Here is an 18,590-nt window from a genome sequence, read left to right as displayed (position 1 = left end):
AAAGAGGAGGGTTTCAAAGTGGCAACTGAACAAATGAAAATGCCTCAGCTTGGTGAAAGTGTAACAGAAGGAACCATTAGCAAATGGCTCGTTTCACCTGGCGATCATGTGAATAAATACGATCCGATTGCGGAAGTCATGACAGATAAAGTAAATGCAGAGGTTCCATCATCCTTTACAGGAACAATCACTAAACTAGCGGCTGCTGAGGGTGAAACACTTCAAGTAGGAGAAGTGTTTTGTGAAATTGAAGTAGAAGGCAGTGCGCAGCAGAGTGCGAAAATAGAAGAGACGCCTGCGCAAGATGAAGCACCAGAACCTGACCAAACAAATGTGGATCAGAGTCAAAAGAAACGATACTCTCCGGCAGTCCTGCGTTTAGCAGATGAGCACGGAATTGATTTAGCGACTGTTCAAGGAACGGGAGCTGGCGGCAGAATCACAAGAAAAGATTTGCTGAAGCTTATCGAAAGTGGAGGCGCACAAGAAACGGCAGCACCTGTGAGTGAAGGTACGGGTCAAACAGAACCTGCGAAGCCGTCACAAGCAAAAGCGGCTCCTTCCATCTCTTCAATGCCTGGAGATGTTGAACTGCCGGTCACTCCGATTAGACAGGCGATTGCCGCAAACATGCTAAGAAGCAAGCATGAAATTCCACATGCCTGGACGATGATGGAAGTGGATGTGACAAACCTTGTGACAAGAAGAAATCAGCTAAAAGATCAATTCAAAGCAAAAGAAGGCTTTAATTTGACGTTCTTTGCATTCTTTGTCAAAGCAGTGGCTCAGGCCTTAAAGGAATTCCCTGAAATGAACAGCATGTGGGCTGGTGATAAAATTGTTCAAAAGAAAGCGATCAATGTCTCCATTGCTGTTGCGACAGATGACGCTCTTTTTGTCCCAGTGATTAAAGATGCGGATGAGAAAACGATTAAGGGAATCGCCAAAGAAATTCATGAACTTGCTTTCAAGGTCAGACAAGGCAAACTGAAGCAAAGTGACATGGAAGGCGGCACTTTCACTGTGAACAACACAGGATCATTTGGTTCGGTTCAATCAATGGGGATTATTAACTATCCGCAAGCAGCCATTTTACAAGTAGAATCTATTGTAAAGCGCCCGATGATTGTAAATGGTATGATTGCCGCAAGAGATATGGTGAATCTTTGTCTTTCATTAGATCATAGAGTACTCGATGGTCTTGTATGCGGTAGATTCCTGCAAAGAATCAAACAAATTCTTGAAGGCATTGACGAAGAGACGTCCGTCTATTAAGCTCATTTATATGTCCCCTTCTCACAATGAGAGGGGGATTTCCACATCAATCAGAAAGGAGCGATGAGATGTCTGGACTAGATTTTTTTGCTTTTCTTACGATCGGTCTGATGTTTATCACAGCCATTGCGTTCGCTTTTCTTCGGTATATTTCCAAATCACGCAATCATCCTGAACGCTTACTGCTCATCATATCAATCGTTTCAATCATTCAAATCGCCTATTGCTTGTTGATGATAGGAGGATTTAAAGGAGTCGCCAATAGTTTATTAGGCATTTCCCTTCTGATAGGTACACTGCTAGGGTATGCACTTGAATATTTATACAGACGTTATATCAAAAAAACGCCCGCATCGAAATGATGCAGGCGTTTTCTTTATTCTGCTGGAACGATAAAGGTCAAATGCTGTTTTAATACTTCAAGGGAAGAAGGAGCAGTCATGTATACTTCTCCATCTGTATCTGCATCCATTTCCTCTTTAGTATGAATATGAATGCGGGATGCTTGTATAAGAGACAAGTCACCTTTAAAATCCTCTAGCTCTTCGCGGTTCATTGAAAAAATCTCTTTTAAAGCAGAGAAACTCGTATTTCTGCAAATTAAAATTTCGGCTTTTCCATCATCAATTGAAGCATTTGGCAGATCTATTTTATTTGTACCGATAAAGTGCCCATTCATGACAAGGACAATCACAGCTTCTTCTTCCCAGTTTTCCTCTTCCGTTTCAATGTGTACGTAGAAAGGTTCTGTCTGCTGAAGGGTTCGAAGAGCGCTCGTGAAGTAGCTGATTTTTCCGAGGACAGCTTTTTCTTTATCATTAATATTGTTTGAGGTATCTGCGATGAGACCAATCCCCCAAAAATTTAAAAGGTATCGATCCTCTGCTTTGATTAAATCGACCTTTTTTTCAGTGCCATCTATCACCATTTGAGCGGCCTTTGGCATCTGCTGAGGGATGCCCAGCGTTCTAGAAAAGTCATTGCACGTCCCGCCAGGTAAGATCGCTACAGTCGGCCTTTTTTCTAAACCGCCAATTCCATTCATACATTCATGGACGGTTCCGTCTCCACCTAGTATAATCAGCAATTCAACCGACTCATCCATCTCACGGCAGAAATGATAGGCATCATTCGGCTGTTTTGTAGGCTTAAGGATGAGTTCATCAATATGTAAAGAAAGAAGAGGCACTGTTTGACCTAGTGTTTTTTCCATGTTTTTTTGTCCAGCATTTCCGTTATAAATGAGTATCGCTTTTTTGAATTGTGCCATCACGCAGTTCTCCCTTTCATCACTTTATTATCACTTTTCCCCAATTCCACAGGTCATAAACGACGTTTGAAAAAAGTGAAGGGGGCGAAACAAGACATTTGCCCGCCGGCGTTTTCCTTGATATGATGTAGTTAAAATGGTTTGGTACGTAGAAGGAGTGGACGGTTATGAATATTGATTTTAATTTATTTATGAATGATATTGTGAAACAAGCACGAGAAGAGATTAAACAGGCAGGTTATACGGAACTGACAACAGCTGAAGAAGTCGATGAAGCGCTGACGAAAAAAGGAACGACACTTGTCATGGTGAATTCAGTGTGCGGCTGTGCAGGCGGTATTGCTAGACCAGCGGCTGGTTATTCTGTTCATTACGATAAGCGTCCAGATCAATTGCTCACAGTGTTTGCTGGACAGGACAAAGAAGCAACCGCAAAAGCACGTGAATACTTTGAAGGCTTCCCGCCATCTTCACCATCGTTTGCTCTATTAAAAGACGGGAAAATCATTAAAATGGTCGAACGTCACGAAATCGAAGGACATGAACCGATGGAAGTGGTGTCAAAACTTCAAGCCGCTTTCGATGAGTATTGCGAAGAAGTGTAACATGTTACTTTTGAATGAATCATTTAGAGGCAGTCCGGTCTTTTGATCGGTCTGTTTTTTTGTTTTATATGACATAAGAATCAAAAAAATTTTAGCAAAATACTATTGCATATCAAAAAGAAAGTGTTTAAAATACATTATAGTGAATAAATATTCAAATCTACTCATGATTTTAAATACTAGGAGGCATTATCATATGAAAAAGTGGTTATTATTACTTATGACAGCTGGTCTTGCAACTGCATTAGCAGCATGCGGAACTTCTTCTAATAATTCAAACGCATCAGGAGACGACAAAACACTCATTATGGCGACTTCAGCAGATTATCCGCCATTTGAATCAAAAGACGGTGATAAAATTATCGGTTTTGATGTCGACCTTGCTACAGCTCTAGCGAAAAAGAACGGCTACAAGCTAGAAATTCAAGATATGGACTTTGCAAGCCTCGTGTCAGCTCTTAAAACAAATAAAGCTGATATTGTGCTTGCAGGCATGACACCTACTGAAAAACGTAAAAAACAAGTTGATTTCTCAGATGTTTACTACAATGCTGAAAACTTGGTTGTATCAAAAAAATCTAGCGGTATGAAAACAGAGAAAGATTTAAAAGACAAAACGGTTGGCGTTCAATTAGGTTCTATCCAGCAAGATGAAGCAAACGGATTGCAAAAGAAATATAACTTAACAGTTGAAGATCGTAATAAAATTTCTGATATCATTCAAGAAATTAAAGCAGGCCGTTTTGATGCAGCTATTATTGAAGATAAAGTAGCGGCTGGCTACTTGAAAAAGGAAAAAGATTTCCAAGCATTTGGATTGAATAGCTCAAACGAAGGTTCAGCCATTGCATTCAAAAAAAATAGCGACTTAACAGCGAAATTCAATAAATCTTTAAAAGAAATGAAGGATAATGGCGAACTTGATAAACTCATTAAAAAATGGTTTGCTGATGAAAAGTAAGTCAGGAAAAGGATCAGCGTCATTCATGAAAATCAAGTAGAAAGCGCTGAAAAGTTCAACATGTGTTGAACTTTTTTCCTGTTTATTCTTTGATTTTATCTGATGGAAAAAAGGAGAATATCATGATGGATTTTAAAGATGTCATACCTCAGATGCCCTTTATTTTAGAAGGTCTTAAAGTAACGCTTTCTATTGTTGTGGTATCACTGTTTCTTGGTTTTATTTTAGGAATCTTATTAACGCTCTGTAAAATTAGTGTATTTAAGCCACTTATCTGGCTAGCCGATTTTTATACGTCAATCTTCCGAGGCACACCGCTTGTGCTTCAGCTTTTGATTATTTATTTTGGTCTTCCTCAGCTGCTCGGCTTTCAAATTGATCAATACTGGGCAGCTGTAGCCGCCTTTTCACTAAACTCGGCGGCGTACGTATCTGAAATCATTCGTGCAGGAATCAATGCCATTGATAAAGGGCAAAAAGAAGCGGCCGTTGCTTTAGGTATCCCGTATGCTAAAATGATGAAGGACTTATTGCTTCCGCAAGCATTCAAAAATATTTCACCAGCACTTGTGAACGAAACGATTACACTGACAAAAGAATCAGCGATTGTCACAGTCATTGGACTGGGCGATGTCATGAGACGAGCCTATCAAGCAGGTGCCGTCACCTATAACTATCTTGAACCGCTTATTTTTGCGGGTCTCATCTATTATGTCATCGTGCTTATTCTTACCTTCGTCGGCAAATCGGTGGAAAGGAAGTTAAAATCAAATGATTAAAATAGAGAAACTCACAAAATCTTTCGGTAAAAATGAAGTGTTGAAAGGGATTGATACCACAATTAAAGAAGGCGAAGTGGTAGCTGTCATCGGGCCATCTGGTTCAGGAAAATCAACATTTCTTCGCTGTATTAACTTACTTGAAAAACCGACTTCTGGAGTGATTACGATTCAGGGGACGGAAATTACCAATCCAAAAACAAATGCACTAAAAGTGCGCGAGAATATTGGTATGGTGTTTCAACATTTCCACTTATTCCCGCACAAAACAGTGCTAGAAAATATTACGTATGCGCCAATGAATGTAAAGAACCAATCGAAGGAAGACAGCATCAAGCAGGCAGAGGAGCTTTTAAAAAAGGTTGGACTTTTAGAGAAAAAAGATGATTATCCGAACCGGCTGTCAGGTGGTCAAAAGCAGCGTGTCGCCATTGCACGTGCCCTTGCGATGACACCAGACATCATGCTTTTTGACGAGCCGACGTCTGCTCTTGATCCAGAAATGGTAAAGGAAGTATTAGAGGTCATGAAAGAGCTCGCTCAATCTGGGATGACGCTGATGATCGTCACACATGAAATGGGCTTTGCAAAAGAAGTAGCAGACCGTGTGATCTTTATGGATGATGGGAAAATTGTAGAGGATGCCAATCCTGTAGAATTCTTTGAATCTCCGTCTTCACAGCGTGCTCAAGATTTCTTACAAAAAATATTATAATGAAAAAAACGAGGAGGAGACTTAACATCTCCTTCTTTTTTTGATTATAATGGGGAAAGTAAAAAAAGTTCATCATTTCACAAAAGTAGACAGAAAAGAGTGAATCACATCATGTTTAAAATCGGCTACCGAACGCTGAAAACAGCATTAGGAACAGCTCTAGCCATTTACATTGCACAAATGCTCGGTCTGCAAAACTATTCAGCTGCCGGCATTATTACGATTCTTTGTATTCAGGTGACGAAAAAAAGGTCACTCCTCGCATCTGGGGCCCGCTTTGCCGCATGCAGTCTTGCCATCTTATTTTCTTATTTATTTTTTGATCTGATTGGGTATCATCCTTTTGTCATTGGACTGATGCTGCTCGTCTTTATTCCAACAACGGTCTTGCTTCGGATTAAAGAAGGGATTGTCACAAGTTCAGTGATTATCCTTCATTTGTATATGTCTGGAGGCATTACGCTTCATCTCATCTGGAATGAGCTTTTACTCATCACCATTGGTGTAGGGGTCGCACTCATTATGAACCTGTATATGCCTAGCGTTGATAAAAAGCTGAAACAATACAGTGAACAAATTGAAGCGAATTTTGCGAAAATCTTTGAAGAAATCGAGCAATATTTAATGACCGGAAAACAAGACTGGACAGGAAAAGAAATTCCAGAGACGCATCAATTGATTAAAGAAGCGAAGGCTCTTGCATACCGTGATGTTGAAAACCATGTCTTAAGACATGAAAATCTGTATTATCATTATTTCAACATGAGACAAAAGCAATTTGAAATCATTGAGCGTGTGCTTCCGAAAATTACGTCCATTTCTGTTACAACGGAGCATGGGCAAATCATTGCAGAATATATTAGAGATTTACGAGAACATATTCACCCAGGGAACACGGCGCATAAGTTCTTAAGACGCCTGATTGATATGAAAGAAGAGTTTGATGCACTGCCGCTTCCGCAAACACGTGAAGAATTTGAAGCTAGAGCCGCACTCTTTCATTTTCTCGGGGAAATGGAACAATATTTGGTGCTGAAAAGTTATTTTAAAGGGATGAAAGAATAAAGACGCATGAGTTCCTCCTTCATTGGTCAATCTAATGAAAAAGGAGGAGCCTATGCGTCTTTTATTTTATACTGTGCTGACCATGTCCCTTTCACCCATCTGGCCGCTTGGGCAAAACCCGCTTCCAGGAGACCCGTATGTCATTATTAATAAACAAACAAACGAGCTTGCGTATATTGATCATGGGAAAATTCAAAAAGTCTACCCGGCTTCTACTGGCAAAACAGCTGATTTAACGCCAGAAGGTGAATTTACGATTATGATCAAAGCGAAAGATCCTTATTACAGAAGAAAAAATATTGAAGGCGGCGCAAAGAATAACCCACTTGGCCGAAGGTGGATTGGATTTGATGCGCGAGGAACCGACGGGAGAACCTATGGCATTCATGGAACAAGTGATGAGACATCGATAGGGAAATTTATTACGGCAGGCTGTGTACGTCTTCATAATCAAGATGTAGAACGGCTATTTGATCAGCTTCCAGTTGGTACAAAGGTATGGATCACGACATCAAGCGATGCATTTGAAAAACTGGCCAAAGACAAACAGGCCATTCGTTAAAAAACGAATCACCTGCTTGTCTGCTTTTTTATCAACACTTTATAAAAAGGCTGCCGCTCCTGCTAAAAGTGAAGAAATTAACAGTAAGCTAATCATGAGCAATACCATAAATTTCATGAATTTCTGAGACATATCGCACCCCTATAATCAAATGTTTTTGCGACGAGCGCACCTTTCTTTATTCTAGCTCGTTTTTACGCAGGCGACAAGTGATGTACAAAGGAAGTGAACGGATGAATCAAATCGATCATATAGCCATTGCCGTTTTTTCAATTCAAAAAACAGCACGTACGTTCTCCAGGCTGTTTAACTGGGAATTTTCAGACATAGAAGTACTTCCAAATCAAGGGGTCAAAGTATCTTTTGCTTCCCTAGGTGATCTGCACATTGAGTTGATTGAACCGATGTCGGATCACAGCACATTACATACCTTTTTAACAAAAAGAGGAGAGGGGCTTCATCATATTGCATTAAAGTCAGGTGACATTCAGGCTAATCTCAGTCAACTTGACAAGCTCGGCATGCAACTCATTCAAAAGGGCGCACAAAATGGTGCGAACGGAAAGCGCATTGCGTTTATTTCACCAAAAGAAACGTCAGGTGTGCTAATTGAATTGTGTGAGCCTTTGAAAGGAGAGAAACAGGAAGATGCATGAATCGTTCAATGACTTGTCTGAATGGCGCGAGAAAGCTTTAAGGGGCGGCGGTGAAAAACGAGCAGCGGCTCACCGAAACAAAGGAAAGCTGACTGTTCGGCAGCGGCTTCATGAACTTCTTGATGAAGGCAGCTTTATGGAAATTCAGTCATTTGCTAAAGGCTGCCGCTCAGAGCATTTAGGGGATGGCGTTGTCACTGGGACGGGACTGATTCATGGGAGACAAGTAGGTGTTTATGCACAAGATGCGACCGTGTACGGGGGTTCGCTAGGGGACATGCATGCGAAAAAAATAGCGGCTTTAATGGATTTGGCTGCTAAAAATCAAATGCCTGTTATCGGTCTAAAAGACTCAGGTGGTGCGAGAATTCAAGAGGGTGTGGTATCATTAGAGGGATACGGTCAGATTTTTAAACGGAATGTGCTGTACTCTGGTCAAATTCCGCAAATATCCGTTATTTTAGGCTCCTGTGCGGGAGGTGCAGTTTATTCACCTGCACTGACGGATTTTGTATTCATGACGGAGCAAACAGCTCATATGTTTTTAACTGGACCGAAAGTGATAGAAAAAGCAACAGGAGAGACGGTCTGTCCTGACCGGCTTGGAGGTGCAGCAGTTCAGCATCAAACAAGCGGGAATGTGCACTATACAGGGAAAGATGAGAGAGACGTGTTAAAAGCAGTTCGAACGCTTTTAACGTACATACCAACGAAACGACGGCCTGTCATTCATCGTAAGGTGCAAAAGCATGATGCGAGCGATCTTGGGAACATCTTGCCAAAGGAGCCATCACGTACTTATGATGTCAAACAAGTGGTGACAGCGATCACCGACCACGGCTCATTTTTTGAAACGCAGCGTTGTTTCTCCAAAAATATCGTCACAGGTTTTGCCAGATTACAAGGGTCTTCCATTGGTCTTGTAGCCAATCAGCCTAAGGTGCTGGCAGGAAGCCTTGACCTCGATGCTGCTGATAAAGCGGCTCGTTTTATTCGATTTTGCGATGCATTTCATATTCCCATTTTAACCCTTGTGGACGTTCCTGGATTTTTGCCAGGGGAGAAAGCCGAGCATGCAGGCATTATCCGCCACGGCGCAAAGCTTCTGTATGCGTATGCTGAGGCGACCGTTCCAAAAATCACTGTGATTTTGCGAAAGGCATTTGGCGGTGCATACGTTGCGATGAATAGTAAGGGCTTAGGTGCTGACTTTGTGTATGCATGGCCAGAGGCAGAAATTGATGTCATGGGAAAATCGTTTGCAGACGAAATTGTTCATCCTGCTTTGCGTGAGGTGGACAATGAACCTAGTGTCATGAAGGCAGCACAATTAGGATTAATCGACGATATTTTAATGCCAGATGAAACGAGAGAGCGGCTCATTCGCTCATTTGACCTGCTTCGCAGTAAGGAAGAAGATAGACCGTTAAAAAAGCATGGAAACATGCCGCTATAAGAGGAGGAGCTTCATCATGATCAATGAGAAACGCTTATTAGACGAATTTTTAGAACTTGTTCAAATCGATTCAGAAACAAAACATGAAGAAAAAATTGTTGAAGTCCTAAAAGAGAAATTTACTGATTTAGGGCTTAATGTAGTTGAAGATGATTCAAAAGAGACAACCGGCCACGGAGCAGGCAATCTTATTTGCACACTTGAAGGGAATCAAGAGGCAGATACGATTTATTTTACTTCTCATATGGATACAGTTGTACCAGGTAATGGTGTTAAGCCAGTCATTGAAGACGGCTATGTCAAGACAGATGGCACAACCATTCTTGGTGCTGACGATAAAACAGGGCTTGCTGCAATGTTTGAAGCGATCCGTGTCCTAAAAGAGAAAAATGTACCGCATGGCAAGATTGAATTTGTCATTACAGCTGGTGAAGAATCAGGACTTGTAGGAGCAAAAGCGTTAGATCCGAAACTGATGACAGCAAAATATGGTTATGCGCTTGATTCAGATGGCAAGGTCGGTACCATCATCGTGGCTGCGCCAACACAGGCGAAAGTACGTGCAACCATTTACGGAAAAACAGCTCACGCAGGTGTGGCACCTGAAAAAGGCGTCTCTGCGATTACGATTGCATCAAAAGCGATCGCCAGCATGCCGCTTGGCCGTATTGATGAAGAAACAACGGCGAATATTGGCCGCTTTGAAGGCGGAACACAAACGAATATTGTCTGTGATCAAGTGGATATTTTGGCAGAGGCACGTTCTTTAGAACCGGCAAAAATGGAAGCGCAAGTAGCGAAAATGAAAGAAGCCTTTGAAAAAACCGCTAAAGAAATGGGCGGAAGTGCCGATGTACAAATTGACATCATGTATCCAGGCTTTAAATTCTCACACGGCGATCAAGTCGTTGAAGTGGCGAAAAAAGCGGCTGTGAAAATTGGCCGTCCTTCAGAACTACAGACAAGCGGGGGAGGCAGTGATGCAAACGTCATTGCTGGAAATGGCATCCCGACCGTCAACCTAGCTGTTGGATATGAAGATATTCATACGAAAAATGAGAAAATGCCGATTGAAGAATTAGTCAAGACAGCTGAAATGGTTCTCGCCATTATCGAAGAAACGACAAATCCATCGTAAAGGCAGGAGACTCTGTGAGCACGCAAAAGATCATTATTTTCCAAGTGGGACAAGAGGATTTTGGTATCAGCGTAGAGCATATACGCTCGATTGAGAAGGTCCCTTATTTACAAGAAGTATCGAACCTTCCAAAAGAGATTAAAGGACTCATGTCGTTAAGAGGAGAGGTCATTCCAGTCAGTGACACAGGTGTCATGTTGCACGGAAAACCTCTGGATGTAACCGAACAGTCTAAGGTTCTACTATTTGAATTAAACGATCAAATGATTGGCTGCCTTGTTTCTGATGCAAAAGATATCATTGATATCGAGCTAAGTGAGATCAAGCCATTTCATATGAACACAAAAGCATCTGAATATTTCTTCGGCGTCGTTGAGAGAGAGAACAAGATGATTTTACAAGTGGACCCTAATAAGTTTCTAGGGAAAATTGAGGATCTTGATCAATTGCCTGAGCGATTGAAAGAGGAATTGGCATAAACAAAGGCCCCTTATCCATGGATAAGGGGTCATTTTGCGTGCCGGAGCTCACGTTGTTGCGCTCTACGTTCACGCTGAATAGAAGACAAATAAAGCCCCCTTATCATGTTTAGGTAAGGGGGCTATAATTTATTCAGCTGCTGGGTTAATTGAATCGTTTGCCGCAGCTTTTGTTTTTGATTTTTGGTACATCACATTTAAAATAATCGTTTGAATGGTGAGTAAAAGTCCACTTGTCATCCAATATAAAGGAAGAGCAGCGGGAGCATTAATTGATAGAAACAGCATCATGACTGGGAAAATCATGCCCATGATTTTTGCTTGTTTCAGTGCAGCTTCTGTTTGGGTGCCTGATTGCTTTGCGAATTTTTGTGTGACGTAAAATTGTAAGAAATACATGGCCCCTGCAAAGATCGCCACCAAAAGATCAGTTTGTCCTAAGTTAAACCATAAGAACGAATGTGTTGCGATCTCAGGTGTTGAGCGGATTGCTGAGTAAAAGCCAAGAACAATTGGGATTTGAATCAGCATCGGCAGACAGCCCATTGCCAGCGGGTTCACATTGTTGTCTTTATATACTTTCATCATTTCCATTTGCAGTTCTTTTTGTTTTTCAGGTTCTTTCGTTTTTTTCAATTTGCTTTGTATTTGGTCAATCTGAGGTTTAACGAGTGCCATTTTCTCTTGCATCACTCTTTGCTTTTTAAATTGGTTTGCAAAAAGCGGGAAAATAAGCAGCCGGACAATCAATGTCACGAACATAATAGATAAACCGTAGTCATCATGGAAAAAGTTCGCAAGCCAGATAATCAACTCAGAAAAAGGCTGAACAAAATAATGATGGAAAAACCCATCAGAGCTTGTATTTGTTTGCGCACTGGCAGCAAATGCCGGTGACGCTACCATCATAAAAAATAAAGTCGTACAAATAGTCAATAAACGTTTCAATTCATTTCCTCCTCAATAATAAAATCTAATAAGAGAGAGGAAGCGAATGGTCTTCATCATCATTTGATGATCTTTTCATTCGAATGACTTTACTAATCCAAGTTGTAATGCGATCATATATGATAAACAGAAAGTCTGTTCGATTCAAACAAGATGCATCCAACTCTTCTAAACGATGTCCTCCGAGGTGCTCGTTCATTCGGCAGTCTTTTAATAAGAAAGCAATACCGATGGCGGTCAGCGCTGGAAGAATAATCGTAAAGAATTCAACAAGGAAAAAGACTTCATTGAATGTATCAATAATCATGATTATCACATCCATTTCATTACTCACAGTGTACTATACACCATATGAAATGTCTAATGGAACAAACAGGTGAAATCACGGTGAAGTGAAGGAAAGTAGATCACCTAAGGAGGCAAGCAAATGGCTGATTCTCAAAAGAAGGGGCGAATCATTTTTCATATTGATATGAATAGTTTTTATGCATCGGTAGAAATGGCGTATGATCCTTCTTTGAGAGGGAAACCTTTAGCCATTAGCGGAAATGCAAAAGAGCGCAAAGGGATAGTTGTGACCTGCAGCTACGAGGCAAGAGCACTCGGGGTGAAGCCGCCGATGCCACTCTGGGAAGCGAAGCGGCTATGTCCGGGACTGATTGTGCGTACACCCAACTTCGACCGGTACCGCAGCTCCTCACAAGAAATGTTTACTATACTAAGAGAATATAGTGACTTAGTTGAACCCGTTTCAATTGATGAAGGCTATATTGATTTAACCGATACACCTTATGCTGAGCATGCCGTGAAAACCGCTCATGATATTCAAACGAGGCTCGTAGAAGAGCTCATGCTTCCATCGAGTATTGGCATTGCACCAAATAAATTTCTAGCGAAGATGGCGTCTAATTGGAAAAAGCCAATGGGCATTACCATTTTGCGTAAACGAGATGTCCCGACAATGCTCTGGCCGCTCCCTGCAGGTGACATGCATGGGGTTGGACAGAAAACGGCAGATAAGCTGAAAACCATCGGAATTCATACAATTGAAGATTTAGCGAAAGCGAATGAATATGCGCTGAAAGAGTTATTAGGCATCAATGGACCGAGGTTAAAGCAAAAGGCAAACGGAGAGCACGACGGCATTGTCGATCCAGAAAGAATATACGAATTTAAATCTGTCGGCAATTCTTCCACTCTTCCTCACGATTCTGATGATACAGATGAACTCGTCTCATTAATAGAGAAACTGTCGCAATCGGTGAGTGCCAGATTACGAAGAAAAGAAGTGATGGCAAACCGGCTGCTCATTATGATTCGGTATGCAAGCTGGAAAAATATCACACGGAGCGTCACACTCACGAATCCAACTGATCGAAAGGAAGATCTATTTGAGGCGGCAAAGCAGCTATTCCTAAAGCATTGGAATGACCAGCCAGTAAGACTTTTAGGCGTGACGGGGACCGATCTTGTGGAACGAAAATCAGCCGTCAAGCAGCTTGATTTATTCTCTTATACAGAAGATGCAAAAGACGAACCGCTCCAATCTCTTTTAGACGGACTGAAAGAAAAATACGGTAAACCACTTATTCAAAGAGGAGTGACCATTAAGGAAAAAGAGAGCAAAACAAGTGGTACAAGTTTTAATAAAGACTTTTTTCAGGACGTAAGAGGAAATGACTAGTCTGAAAACTTGATAAAAGAGGTGATGTTGTGGTAATTTCAAAGGGTACATCATTTCAGCAGTAATCAATATAGTGTGTTAGAAGGGACGTCAGAATTATGTCAAAACAACAAATCGGTGTCGTTGGACTAGCCGTTATGGGGAAAAATCTTGCCCTAAATATTGAAAGCCGCGGTTTCTCCGTGTCCGTTTATAACAGATCTAGCAGCAAAACAGAAGAGTTTCTTCAAGAATCACAAGGGAAAAACGTTGTAGGCACATACAGCATTGAAGAATTTGTTCAATCGCTTGAAACGCCGCGTAAAATTCTTTTAATGGTAAAAGCGGGTGCAGCAACAGATGCAACCATTCAATCATTATTGCCTCACCTAGAGAAAGGTGACATTTTAATTGATGGTGGAAATACATATTACAAGGATACACAAAGACGTAACCAAGAGCTTGCGGAAAGTGGTATTCACTTCATTGGTACAGGTGTTTCTGGCGGTGAAGAAGGCGCACTTAAAGGTCCTTCTATCATGCCTGGCGGTCAAAAAGAAGCGCACGAGCTAGTGAAACCAATTTTAGAAGCCATCTCTGCGAAAGTAGATGGTGAGCCTTGTACAACGTATATCGGTCCAGATGGAGCAGGACATTATGTCAAAATGGTTCATAACGGTATCGAGTACGGAGACATGCAATTGATCTCTGAATCATACTTTATCTTGAAGCATGTGGCAGGATTGTCAGCAGAGGAGCTTCATGAAGTATTCTCAGAGTGGAATAAAGGCGAGCTTGACAGCTATTTAATTGAAATTACAGCTGACATTTTCACAAAAGTGGATGAAGAAACAAATCAGCCGCTTGTGGATGTGATCTTAGATAAAGCTGGACAAAAAGGAACTGGGAAATGGACGAGCCAAAGCTCTCTTGATCTAGGTGTTCCGCTTCCAATCATTACTGAATCTGTTTTCGCGCGTTACATTTCAGCAATGAAAGATGAGCGTGTTGAAGCAAGTCAATTAATTGAAGGTCCTAAGCCAGCGCAATCAGCAGAGAATAAACAAGAGCTGATCGAAGCGGTTAGAAAAGCCCTATTCATGAGTAAAATCTGCTCATATGCACAAGGTTTTGCGCAAATGAAAGCAGCGTCTGATGAGTATAACTGGGATTTGAAATACGGTGAAATTGCGATGATCTTCCGCGGTGGATGTATCATTCGTGCAGCCTTCCTGCAGCAAATCAAAGAAGCATATGACCGTAACCCTGAATTGAAAAACCTATTGCTTGATCCTTACTTCAAGGATATCGTAGAAAGCTACCAATCATCACTTCGTAAAGTGATTTCACTTGCAGTAGAACAAGGTGTTCCTGTTCCTTCATTCTCAAGTGCACTAGCTTACTTTGATAGCTATCGTACAGCTGTCCTTCCAGCTAACTTAATTCAAGCACAGCGTGACTACTTCGGCGCACATACGTACGAGCGCACAGATAAAGAAGGCGTCTTCCATACTGAATGGATGAAATAAGTATACAACCTCAAAAGACCTTACCTTTGGTAAGGTCTTAGATTGTTGACAAAGGGCTAAAATGAACTTGATTTTAGCCCTTTGTCTTCTTTTTAGCGTGATAGAAAACCTTTGCAGGCTAGGAAGGCCGAGTACTGGAGCGGAGCGAATTTGACATTCGTGAGCACCAGCACGCAGGACTGACACCGAATGCGAGGGTTTGTCTACACGCTGTGACCTTACCTTTGGTAAGGTCTTTTTTGTGTTTACATCTATTCGGCTAAAAATCCGAAAAAGAGGGATGCTAAGTAAAAAAGAACAGAAAGTAGGGATAGAAGTGGGCATTTTATATGCACTTCTCCCAGCGATATTTTGGGGAAGTATTGTTCTCATCAGTGTCAAACTTGGCGGGAATGCCTATCAGCAAACACTCGGCATTACCCTCGGCGCTTTTTTGTTTTCAATCGGCGCCTATTTGATCAAAATGCCGGAACTGACACCGCTTATTTTTGCGGTTTCCGTTATCTCTGGGATCTTTTGGAGTATAGGGCAAATGAATCAGCTTTCAAGTGTCGCCTTTCTAGGGGTGTCAAAGGCTGTTCCTTTATCAACGGGTATGCAGCTTGTGAGCACGACATTATTTGGTGTCATCGTCTTCAAAGAATGGCAAACCATGACGGTCATACTTATTGGTTCTTGTGCCATTTTATTTATTATTGCTGGCGTTGTCATGACATCACTTGGTCAAAAAAAGAGTGGCGGTAACGAAGGCGGCAATTTTAAAAAGGGAATCATCATTTTGCTCATCTCAACCGTAGGCTACGTCGGATATGTCGTCATTTTAAGATGGTTTCATATAAATGGTTGGTCTGCGCTCGTTCCGCAATCTGTCGGCATGCTGCTTTCAGCGTTAGCGATTAGTCTAAAGCAAGACCCGTTTAGTAAATATACATTCAGAAATATCATTGCTGGTCTTGTGTGGTCGACAGGAAATCTAGGGCTTCTTTTGGCGATTCCACTCATTGGCGTAGCAGTAAGTTTTTCCATGTCTCAAACAGGAATTGTCATCTCGACTTTAGGCGGTATTTATTTATTAAAAGAGAAAGCATCTAAAACAAGCTTTGTTATTGCAGGCTGCTTGATGATTATCGCAGGTGGTGTGCTGCTAGGTTTTACAAAATAGGAGGTTAAACGAATGTATCCAGATTTGGAAGGAAAAACAGTTCTCATCACAGGAGCAGGTACAGGGATAGGTCAGGCGATGGCGCGCCGGTTTGGACAAGAAAAAGCCAATGTAGTGATCAATTATTTCTCCGATAAAGAAAACCCGGACGACACGATTGCTGAGATTCAAAAAAGTGGCGGACAGGCTGTCAAAATTCAAGGGGATGTATCAAAAGAAGAGGATATGAAGGCGATGATTGATCAAGCTGTTGATACATATGGCAGTCTTGATGTCATGATCAATAATGCAGGAATTGAAAATGAAGTTCCTTCAACTGAAATGACGCTAGATAATTGGAACAAAGTGATGTCTACCAATTTAACAGGTATGTTTTTAGGCTGCCGTGATGCATTAAAGTATATGACAGAACATGGGATCGAGGGGTCGATTATTAATATGTCATCGGTCCATCAGCAAATTCCGTGGCCTCATTTCGTCCATTATGCAGCAAGTAAAGGAGGCGCCAAGCTTTTGACAGAAACGCTGGCACTAGAATATGCCCCTAAAAAAATTCGCGTAAACAGCATTGCACCAGGTGCAATTGATACCCCCATCAATGCCGAAAAATTTGATGATCCAGCATTGAAAAAGGGCGTCATTGAGCTGATACCAATTGGCTATATCGGAAAGCCTGAAGAAGTGGCAGCATGTGCTGTCTGGCTTGCATCAAAAGAGGCGAGCTATGTGACAGGGTTGACGTTATATGTAGACGGCGGTATGACCAAGTACCCGGGATTCCAAGCAGGAAAAGGATAATCGTGATGAACACGGGCTGGGCTCAGAGGATAACACAACATCAAATTATGATCTAGTATGTTGTCATGCTAGTGAAAAGCGTGAGCATAAACATTGCACACGCTTTTATCCATTTAATCGGCTTATTCAAATATGGCTTCTTTGTTCTTCACGATGATGCCTACTTTCGTTTTGACACGAGGAACGCCATCTTTTTGAAGATAATCATATAAAATGGGTTCTATTTCATTGATATCTGTACGAAGTATTTTAGGTGATAACTCCTCGATAAATGGATCGTTTTTAACTGCTAGACAGTTCGCCATTGTATCGAGTGCAATTAAACTGAAAGGTCTTCCTTTGTTTAGCCAAGATTTCATTCTGAGCCATGTTGGAAAGCATGCTGATGCCAACCTGCCCCAACTGTCGTTAAAAGAGGAGCAATGAGACTCCATCCAATCAAGTATGTGATGTGAACGGAAACGATATAGGCTGGAGAGAGCCATCATTGGCAATTCCTTTTCACTTACACATTTCAATTGATCAAAAATACGTCTCATTCCTTCCTCGGCTGGTAAACTACTGGCTGCTGCCCAAGAAAGCGGATGAAAAAATTTATCGGCATCATTCTCCCAAAGCTCTCTTACCCAATCCGAAGCTGCAGTACCTAAAACATCAGCTGCGATCTCCAGCATTCTTGATTTGACTTCATGATTTTCCGTTCCATAAAATCTAGCTTTTACAGACATCAACATTTTTTGTGTATCGTGTTTTTTCAGGGCATTGATGACATCGTATTGAAGAAACCATCTTGTGATTGAGAAATCTAATAAAGACTCCAAATCATGTTGAACCGCTTGTAATGTGGGTATTTTCTCTTCTGCTGTGACCAATACATCTTCTTCTGGCTGACAAGCCTCTCCGTCTTCTTCATAAAAATCATCGTGCAATAAAAATTTCTTTGGAGAGTGGATGATCGCTAAGTGATACCATTCAATTGGCCGTAAAGAATAGGTTAAGAGCCGCCTGTGACAATCATTGCATAATCGATAAGGCTGAGCTGGTTCATCAGAAATTTTTACAACATCAATCTTGTTTCTTTTACAGGCTTCACACAAATGAGTGACTGCCATGATATCCACTCCTTTTGATTGCAAAGATATGAATAGATTCGAAAAGTAGCAGCAAAAGACGTTTACCTATCCATCAAATTGAGTGGGAATAGAATCTGTTTCCATCTCTGGGCAGTTACTTCTCATGATTTATGGGATGAAAAATTGGGTTTTTGAATGAGCTAAGTCATTAGCACTTATTTTAACAAAGTTCTCAAAGACTGTCTTCTGAAGAAGAAGCTACTTTATGGTTCATTCGGAGAGTATTTTTTAAAAGAAAAGGGGTCTCGTTCATATCTGGATGAGATCTTTTTTGTTCTGAAAGCTTGTTGTGAGTATTGATACGGTCATTTTTAAAATAAAATACAGACATATATAATTAAATGTCTAGACATTTAAAAATAAAAATATATAATATTAACTGGAAGCGCTTTTATT

The 18,590-nt window shown here is 41.2% G+C and carries 21 protein-coding genes; 16 read left to right on the top strand and 5 right to left on the bottom strand.

All coding sequences use genetic code 11. The features are described 5' to 3' along the window. Positions 1-18 precede the first annotated feature (18 nt). Positions 19-1,275 carry a dihydrolipoamide acetyltransferase family protein gene (locus NST09_RS11200; RefSeq protein WP_342493011.1) on the top strand — a complete coding sequence of 419 codons (1,257 nt, stop codon included), beginning with the start codon at positions 19-21 and terminating at the stop codon, positions 1,273-1,275. 68 nt (positions 1,276-1,343) lie between these two features. Further along, complete coding sequence (locus tag NST09_RS11195) at positions 1,344-1,637, top strand: YesK-like family protein (RefSeq protein WP_008342236.1); 294 nt, start codon at positions 1,344-1,346, stop codon at positions 1,635-1,637. A 14-nt stretch (positions 1,638-1,651) separates the two neighbouring features. Here the strand turns inward: NST09_RS11195 and NST09_RS11190 are convergent, their stop codons facing one another. Continuing rightward, the gene (locus tag NST09_RS11190) at positions 1,652-2,545 is read right to left on the bottom strand and encodes a YegS/Rv2252/BmrU family lipid kinase (protein ID WP_217815925.1); all 894 of its coding nucleotides are present in this window, start codon (positions 2,543-2,545) and stop codon (positions 1,652-1,654) included. A 167-nt stretch (positions 2,546-2,712) separates the two neighbouring features. Here NST09_RS11190 and NST09_RS11185 point away from each other — a divergent pair, with 167 nt between their 5' ends. The 6 genes from NST09_RS11185 (at position 2,713) to NST09_RS11160 (ending at position 7,232) form a co-directional block, all read left to right on the top strand. Next, entirely contained in the window at positions 2,713-3,150 is a 438-nt protein-coding gene (locus NST09_RS11185) for a BrxA/BrxB family bacilliredoxin (RefSeq protein WP_342493010.1), read from the top strand. Between the two features lie 196 nt (positions 3,151-3,346). Beyond that, positions 3,347-4,111 (top strand): transporter substrate-binding domain-containing protein, encoded by a 765-nt coding sequence (locus tag NST09_RS11180; RefSeq protein WP_025207597.1) that lies wholly within the window; start codon positions 3,347-3,349, stop codon positions 4,109-4,111. 119 nt (positions 4,112-4,230) lie between these two features. Beyond that, positions 4,231-4,890, top strand: coding sequence for an amino acid ABC transporter permease (locus NST09_RS11175; protein ID WP_024718895.1), 660 nt, complete (start codon positions 4,231-4,233; stop codon positions 4,888-4,890). Then, positions 4,883-5,605, top strand: a complete 723-nt coding sequence (locus NST09_RS11170; protein ID WP_017357952.1) for an amino acid ABC transporter ATP-binding protein — start codon at positions 4,883-4,885, stop codon at positions 5,603-5,605. Before NST09_RS11175 ends, NST09_RS11170 begins: the two co-directional genes overlap by 8 nt. Before the next feature lie 111 nt (positions 5,606-5,716). Then, positions 5,717-6,670 (top strand): aromatic acid exporter family protein, encoded by a 954-nt coding sequence (locus tag NST09_RS11165; protein WP_007501130.1) that lies wholly within the window; start codon positions 5,717-5,719, stop codon positions 6,668-6,670. Between the two features lie 52 nt (positions 6,671-6,722). Continuing rightward, the gene (locus NST09_RS11160) at positions 6,723-7,232 is read left to right on the top strand and encodes a L,D-transpeptidase (RefSeq protein ID WP_008342241.1); all 510 of its coding nucleotides are present in this window, start codon (positions 6,723-6,725) and stop codon (positions 7,230-7,232) included. A 39-nt stretch (positions 7,233-7,271) separates the two neighbouring features. Here the strand turns inward: NST09_RS11160 and prli42 are convergent, their stop codons facing one another. Beyond that, the gene (gene prli42 / locus NST09_RS11155; protein ID WP_017357951.1) at positions 7,272-7,364 is read right to left on the bottom strand and encodes a stressosome-associated protein Prli42; all 93 of its coding nucleotides are present in this window, start codon (positions 7,362-7,364) and stop codon (positions 7,272-7,274) included. A gap of 101 nt (positions 7,365-7,465) precedes the next feature. Here prli42 and mce point away from each other — a divergent pair, with 101 nt between their 5' ends. Genes mce through NST09_RS11135 form a run of 4 tightly spaced genes read left to right on the top strand, consistent with a single transcriptional unit; the run spans position 7,466 to position 10,961 of the window. Beyond that, complete coding sequence (mce, locus tag NST09_RS11150; protein WP_019743377.1) at positions 7,466-7,888, top strand: methylmalonyl-CoA epimerase; 423 nt, start codon at positions 7,466-7,468, stop codon at positions 7,886-7,888. Beyond that, the gene (locus NST09_RS11145; RefSeq protein ID WP_046343931.1) at positions 7,881-9,344 is read left to right on the top strand and encodes an acyl-CoA carboxylase subunit beta; all 1,464 of its coding nucleotides are present in this window, start codon (positions 7,881-7,883) and stop codon (positions 9,342-9,344) included. Before mce ends, NST09_RS11145 begins: the two co-directional genes overlap by 8 nt. Positions 9,345-9,360: 16 nt before the next feature. Continuing rightward, positions 9,361-10,482, top strand: a complete 1,122-nt coding sequence (locus NST09_RS11140; protein WP_342493009.1) for a tripeptidase T — start codon at positions 9,361-9,363, stop codon at positions 10,480-10,482. A 14-nt stretch (positions 10,483-10,496) separates the two neighbouring features. After that, positions 10,497-10,961, top strand: a complete 465-nt coding sequence (locus tag NST09_RS11135) for a chemotaxis protein CheW (protein ID WP_008342245.1) — start codon at positions 10,497-10,499, stop codon at positions 10,959-10,961. A gap of 129 nt (positions 10,962-11,090) precedes the next feature. Here NST09_RS11135 and NST09_RS11130 read toward each other — a convergent pair whose 3' ends face one another. Continuing rightward, a complete protein-coding gene (locus NST09_RS11130) occupies positions 11,091-11,870 on the bottom strand; it encodes a membrane protein insertase YidC (protein WP_045034397.1) in 780 nt (259 codons plus the stop codon). Between the two features lie 64 nt (positions 11,871-11,934). Next, positions 11,935-12,216, bottom strand: coding sequence for a hypothetical protein (locus NST09_RS11125; RefSeq protein WP_008342247.1), 282 nt, complete (start codon positions 12,214-12,216; stop codon positions 11,935-11,937). 120 nt (positions 12,217-12,336) lie between these two features. Between NST09_RS11125 and NST09_RS11120 the strand changes: the two genes are divergently transcribed. The 4 genes from NST09_RS11120 (at position 12,337) to NST09_RS11105 (ending at position 17,061) form a co-directional block, all read left to right on the top strand. Further along, entirely contained in the window at positions 12,337-13,593 is a 1,257-nt protein-coding gene (locus NST09_RS11120) for a DNA polymerase IV (RefSeq protein WP_342493008.1), read from the top strand. Between the two features lie 98 nt (positions 13,594-13,691). Then, on the top strand, positions 13,692-15,101 hold the full coding sequence (gene gndA / locus NST09_RS11115) for an NADP-dependent phosphogluconate dehydrogenase (protein WP_017357947.1): 1,410 nt from the start codon (positions 13,692-13,694) through the stop codon (positions 15,099-15,101). 316 nt (positions 15,102-15,417) lie between these two features. Beyond that, on the top strand, positions 15,418-16,263 hold the full coding sequence (locus NST09_RS11110) for a GRP family sugar transporter (RefSeq protein ID WP_342493550.1): 846 nt from the start codon (positions 15,418-15,420) through the stop codon (positions 16,261-16,263). A 12-nt stretch (positions 16,264-16,275) separates the two neighbouring features. Further along, on the top strand, positions 16,276-17,061 hold the full coding sequence (locus tag NST09_RS11105; RefSeq protein WP_008342255.1) for an SDR family oxidoreductase: 786 nt from the start codon (positions 16,276-16,278) through the stop codon (positions 17,059-17,061). Positions 17,062-17,183: 122 nt separating this feature from the next. Here NST09_RS11105 and NST09_RS11100 read toward each other — a convergent pair whose 3' ends face one another. Continuing rightward, on the bottom strand, positions 17,184-18,173 hold the full coding sequence (locus NST09_RS11100; RefSeq protein ID WP_342493007.1) for a hypothetical protein: 990 nt from the start codon (positions 18,171-18,173) through the stop codon (positions 17,184-17,186). Positions 18,174-18,590: the final 417 nt, after the last annotated feature.

It is taken from the genome of Bacillus sp. FSL W7-1346 (assembly GCF_038593335.1).
Lineage (GTDB): Bacteria > Bacillota > Bacilli > Bacillales > Bacillaceae > Bacillus > Bacillus altitudinis.
This window is presented reverse-complemented; position numbering and strand designations above follow the sequence as displayed.

Bases quoted from the DNA above. Each gene is read 5' to 3' on its own strand.
- NST09_RS11195 (WP_008342236.1), top strand. From the start codon at position 1,344: ATGTCTGGACTAGATTTTTTTGCTTTTCTTACGATCGGTCTGATGTTT.
- NST09_RS11190 (WP_217815925.1), bottom strand. From the start codon at position 2,545: ATGGCACAATTCAAAAAAGCGATACTCATTTATAACGGAAATGCTGGA.
- NST09_RS11185 (WP_342493010.1), top strand. From the start codon at position 2,713: ATGAATATTGATTTTAATTTATTTATGAATGATATTGTGAAACAAGCA.
- NST09_RS11180 (WP_025207597.1), top strand. From the start codon at position 3,347: ATGAAAAAGTGGTTATTATTACTTATGACAGCTGGTCTTGCAACTGCA.
- NST09_RS11170 (WP_017357952.1), top strand. From the start codon at position 4,883: ATGATTAAAATAGAGAAACTCACAAAATCTTTCGGTAAAAATGAAGTG.
- NST09_RS11165 (WP_007501130.1), top strand. From the start codon at position 5,717: ATGTTTAAAATCGGCTACCGAACGCTGAAAACAGCATTAGGAACAGCT.
- NST09_RS11160 (WP_008342241.1), top strand. From the start codon at position 6,723: ATGCGTCTTTTATTTTATACTGTGCTGACCATGTCCCTTTCACCCATC.
- prli42 (WP_017357951.1), bottom strand. From the start codon at position 7,364: ATGTCTCAGAAATTCATGAAATTTATGGTATTGCTCATGATTAGCTTA.
- mce (WP_019743377.1), top strand. From the start codon at position 7,466: ATGAATCAAATCGATCATATAGCCATTGCCGTTTTTTCAATTCAAAAA.
- NST09_RS11145 (WP_046343931.1), top strand. From the start codon at position 7,881: ATGCATGAATCGTTCAATGACTTGTCTGAATGGCGCGAGAAAGCTTTA.
- NST09_RS11140 (WP_342493009.1), top strand. From the start codon at position 9,361: ATGATCAATGAGAAACGCTTATTAGACGAATTTTTAGAACTTGTTCAA.
- NST09_RS11130 (WP_045034397.1), bottom strand. From the start codon at position 11,870: ATGATGGTAGCGTCACCGGCATTTGCTGCCAGTGCGCAAACAAATACA.
- NST09_RS11125 (WP_008342247.1), bottom strand. From the start codon at position 12,216: ATGATTATTGATACATTCAATGAAGTCTTTTTCCTTGTTGAATTCTTT.
- NST09_RS11120 (WP_342493008.1), top strand. From the start codon at position 12,337: ATGGCTGATTCTCAAAAGAAGGGGCGAATCATTTTTCATATTGATATG.
- gndA (WP_017357947.1), top strand. From the start codon at position 13,692: ATGTCAAAACAACAAATCGGTGTCGTTGGACTAGCCGTTATGGGGAAA.
- NST09_RS11105 (WP_008342255.1), top strand. From the start codon at position 16,276: ATGTATCCAGATTTGGAAGGAAAAACAGTTCTCATCACAGGAGCAGGT.
- NST09_RS11100 (WP_342493007.1), bottom strand. From the start codon at position 18,173: ATGGCAGTCACTCATTTGTGTGAAGCCTGTAAAAGAAACAAGATTGAT.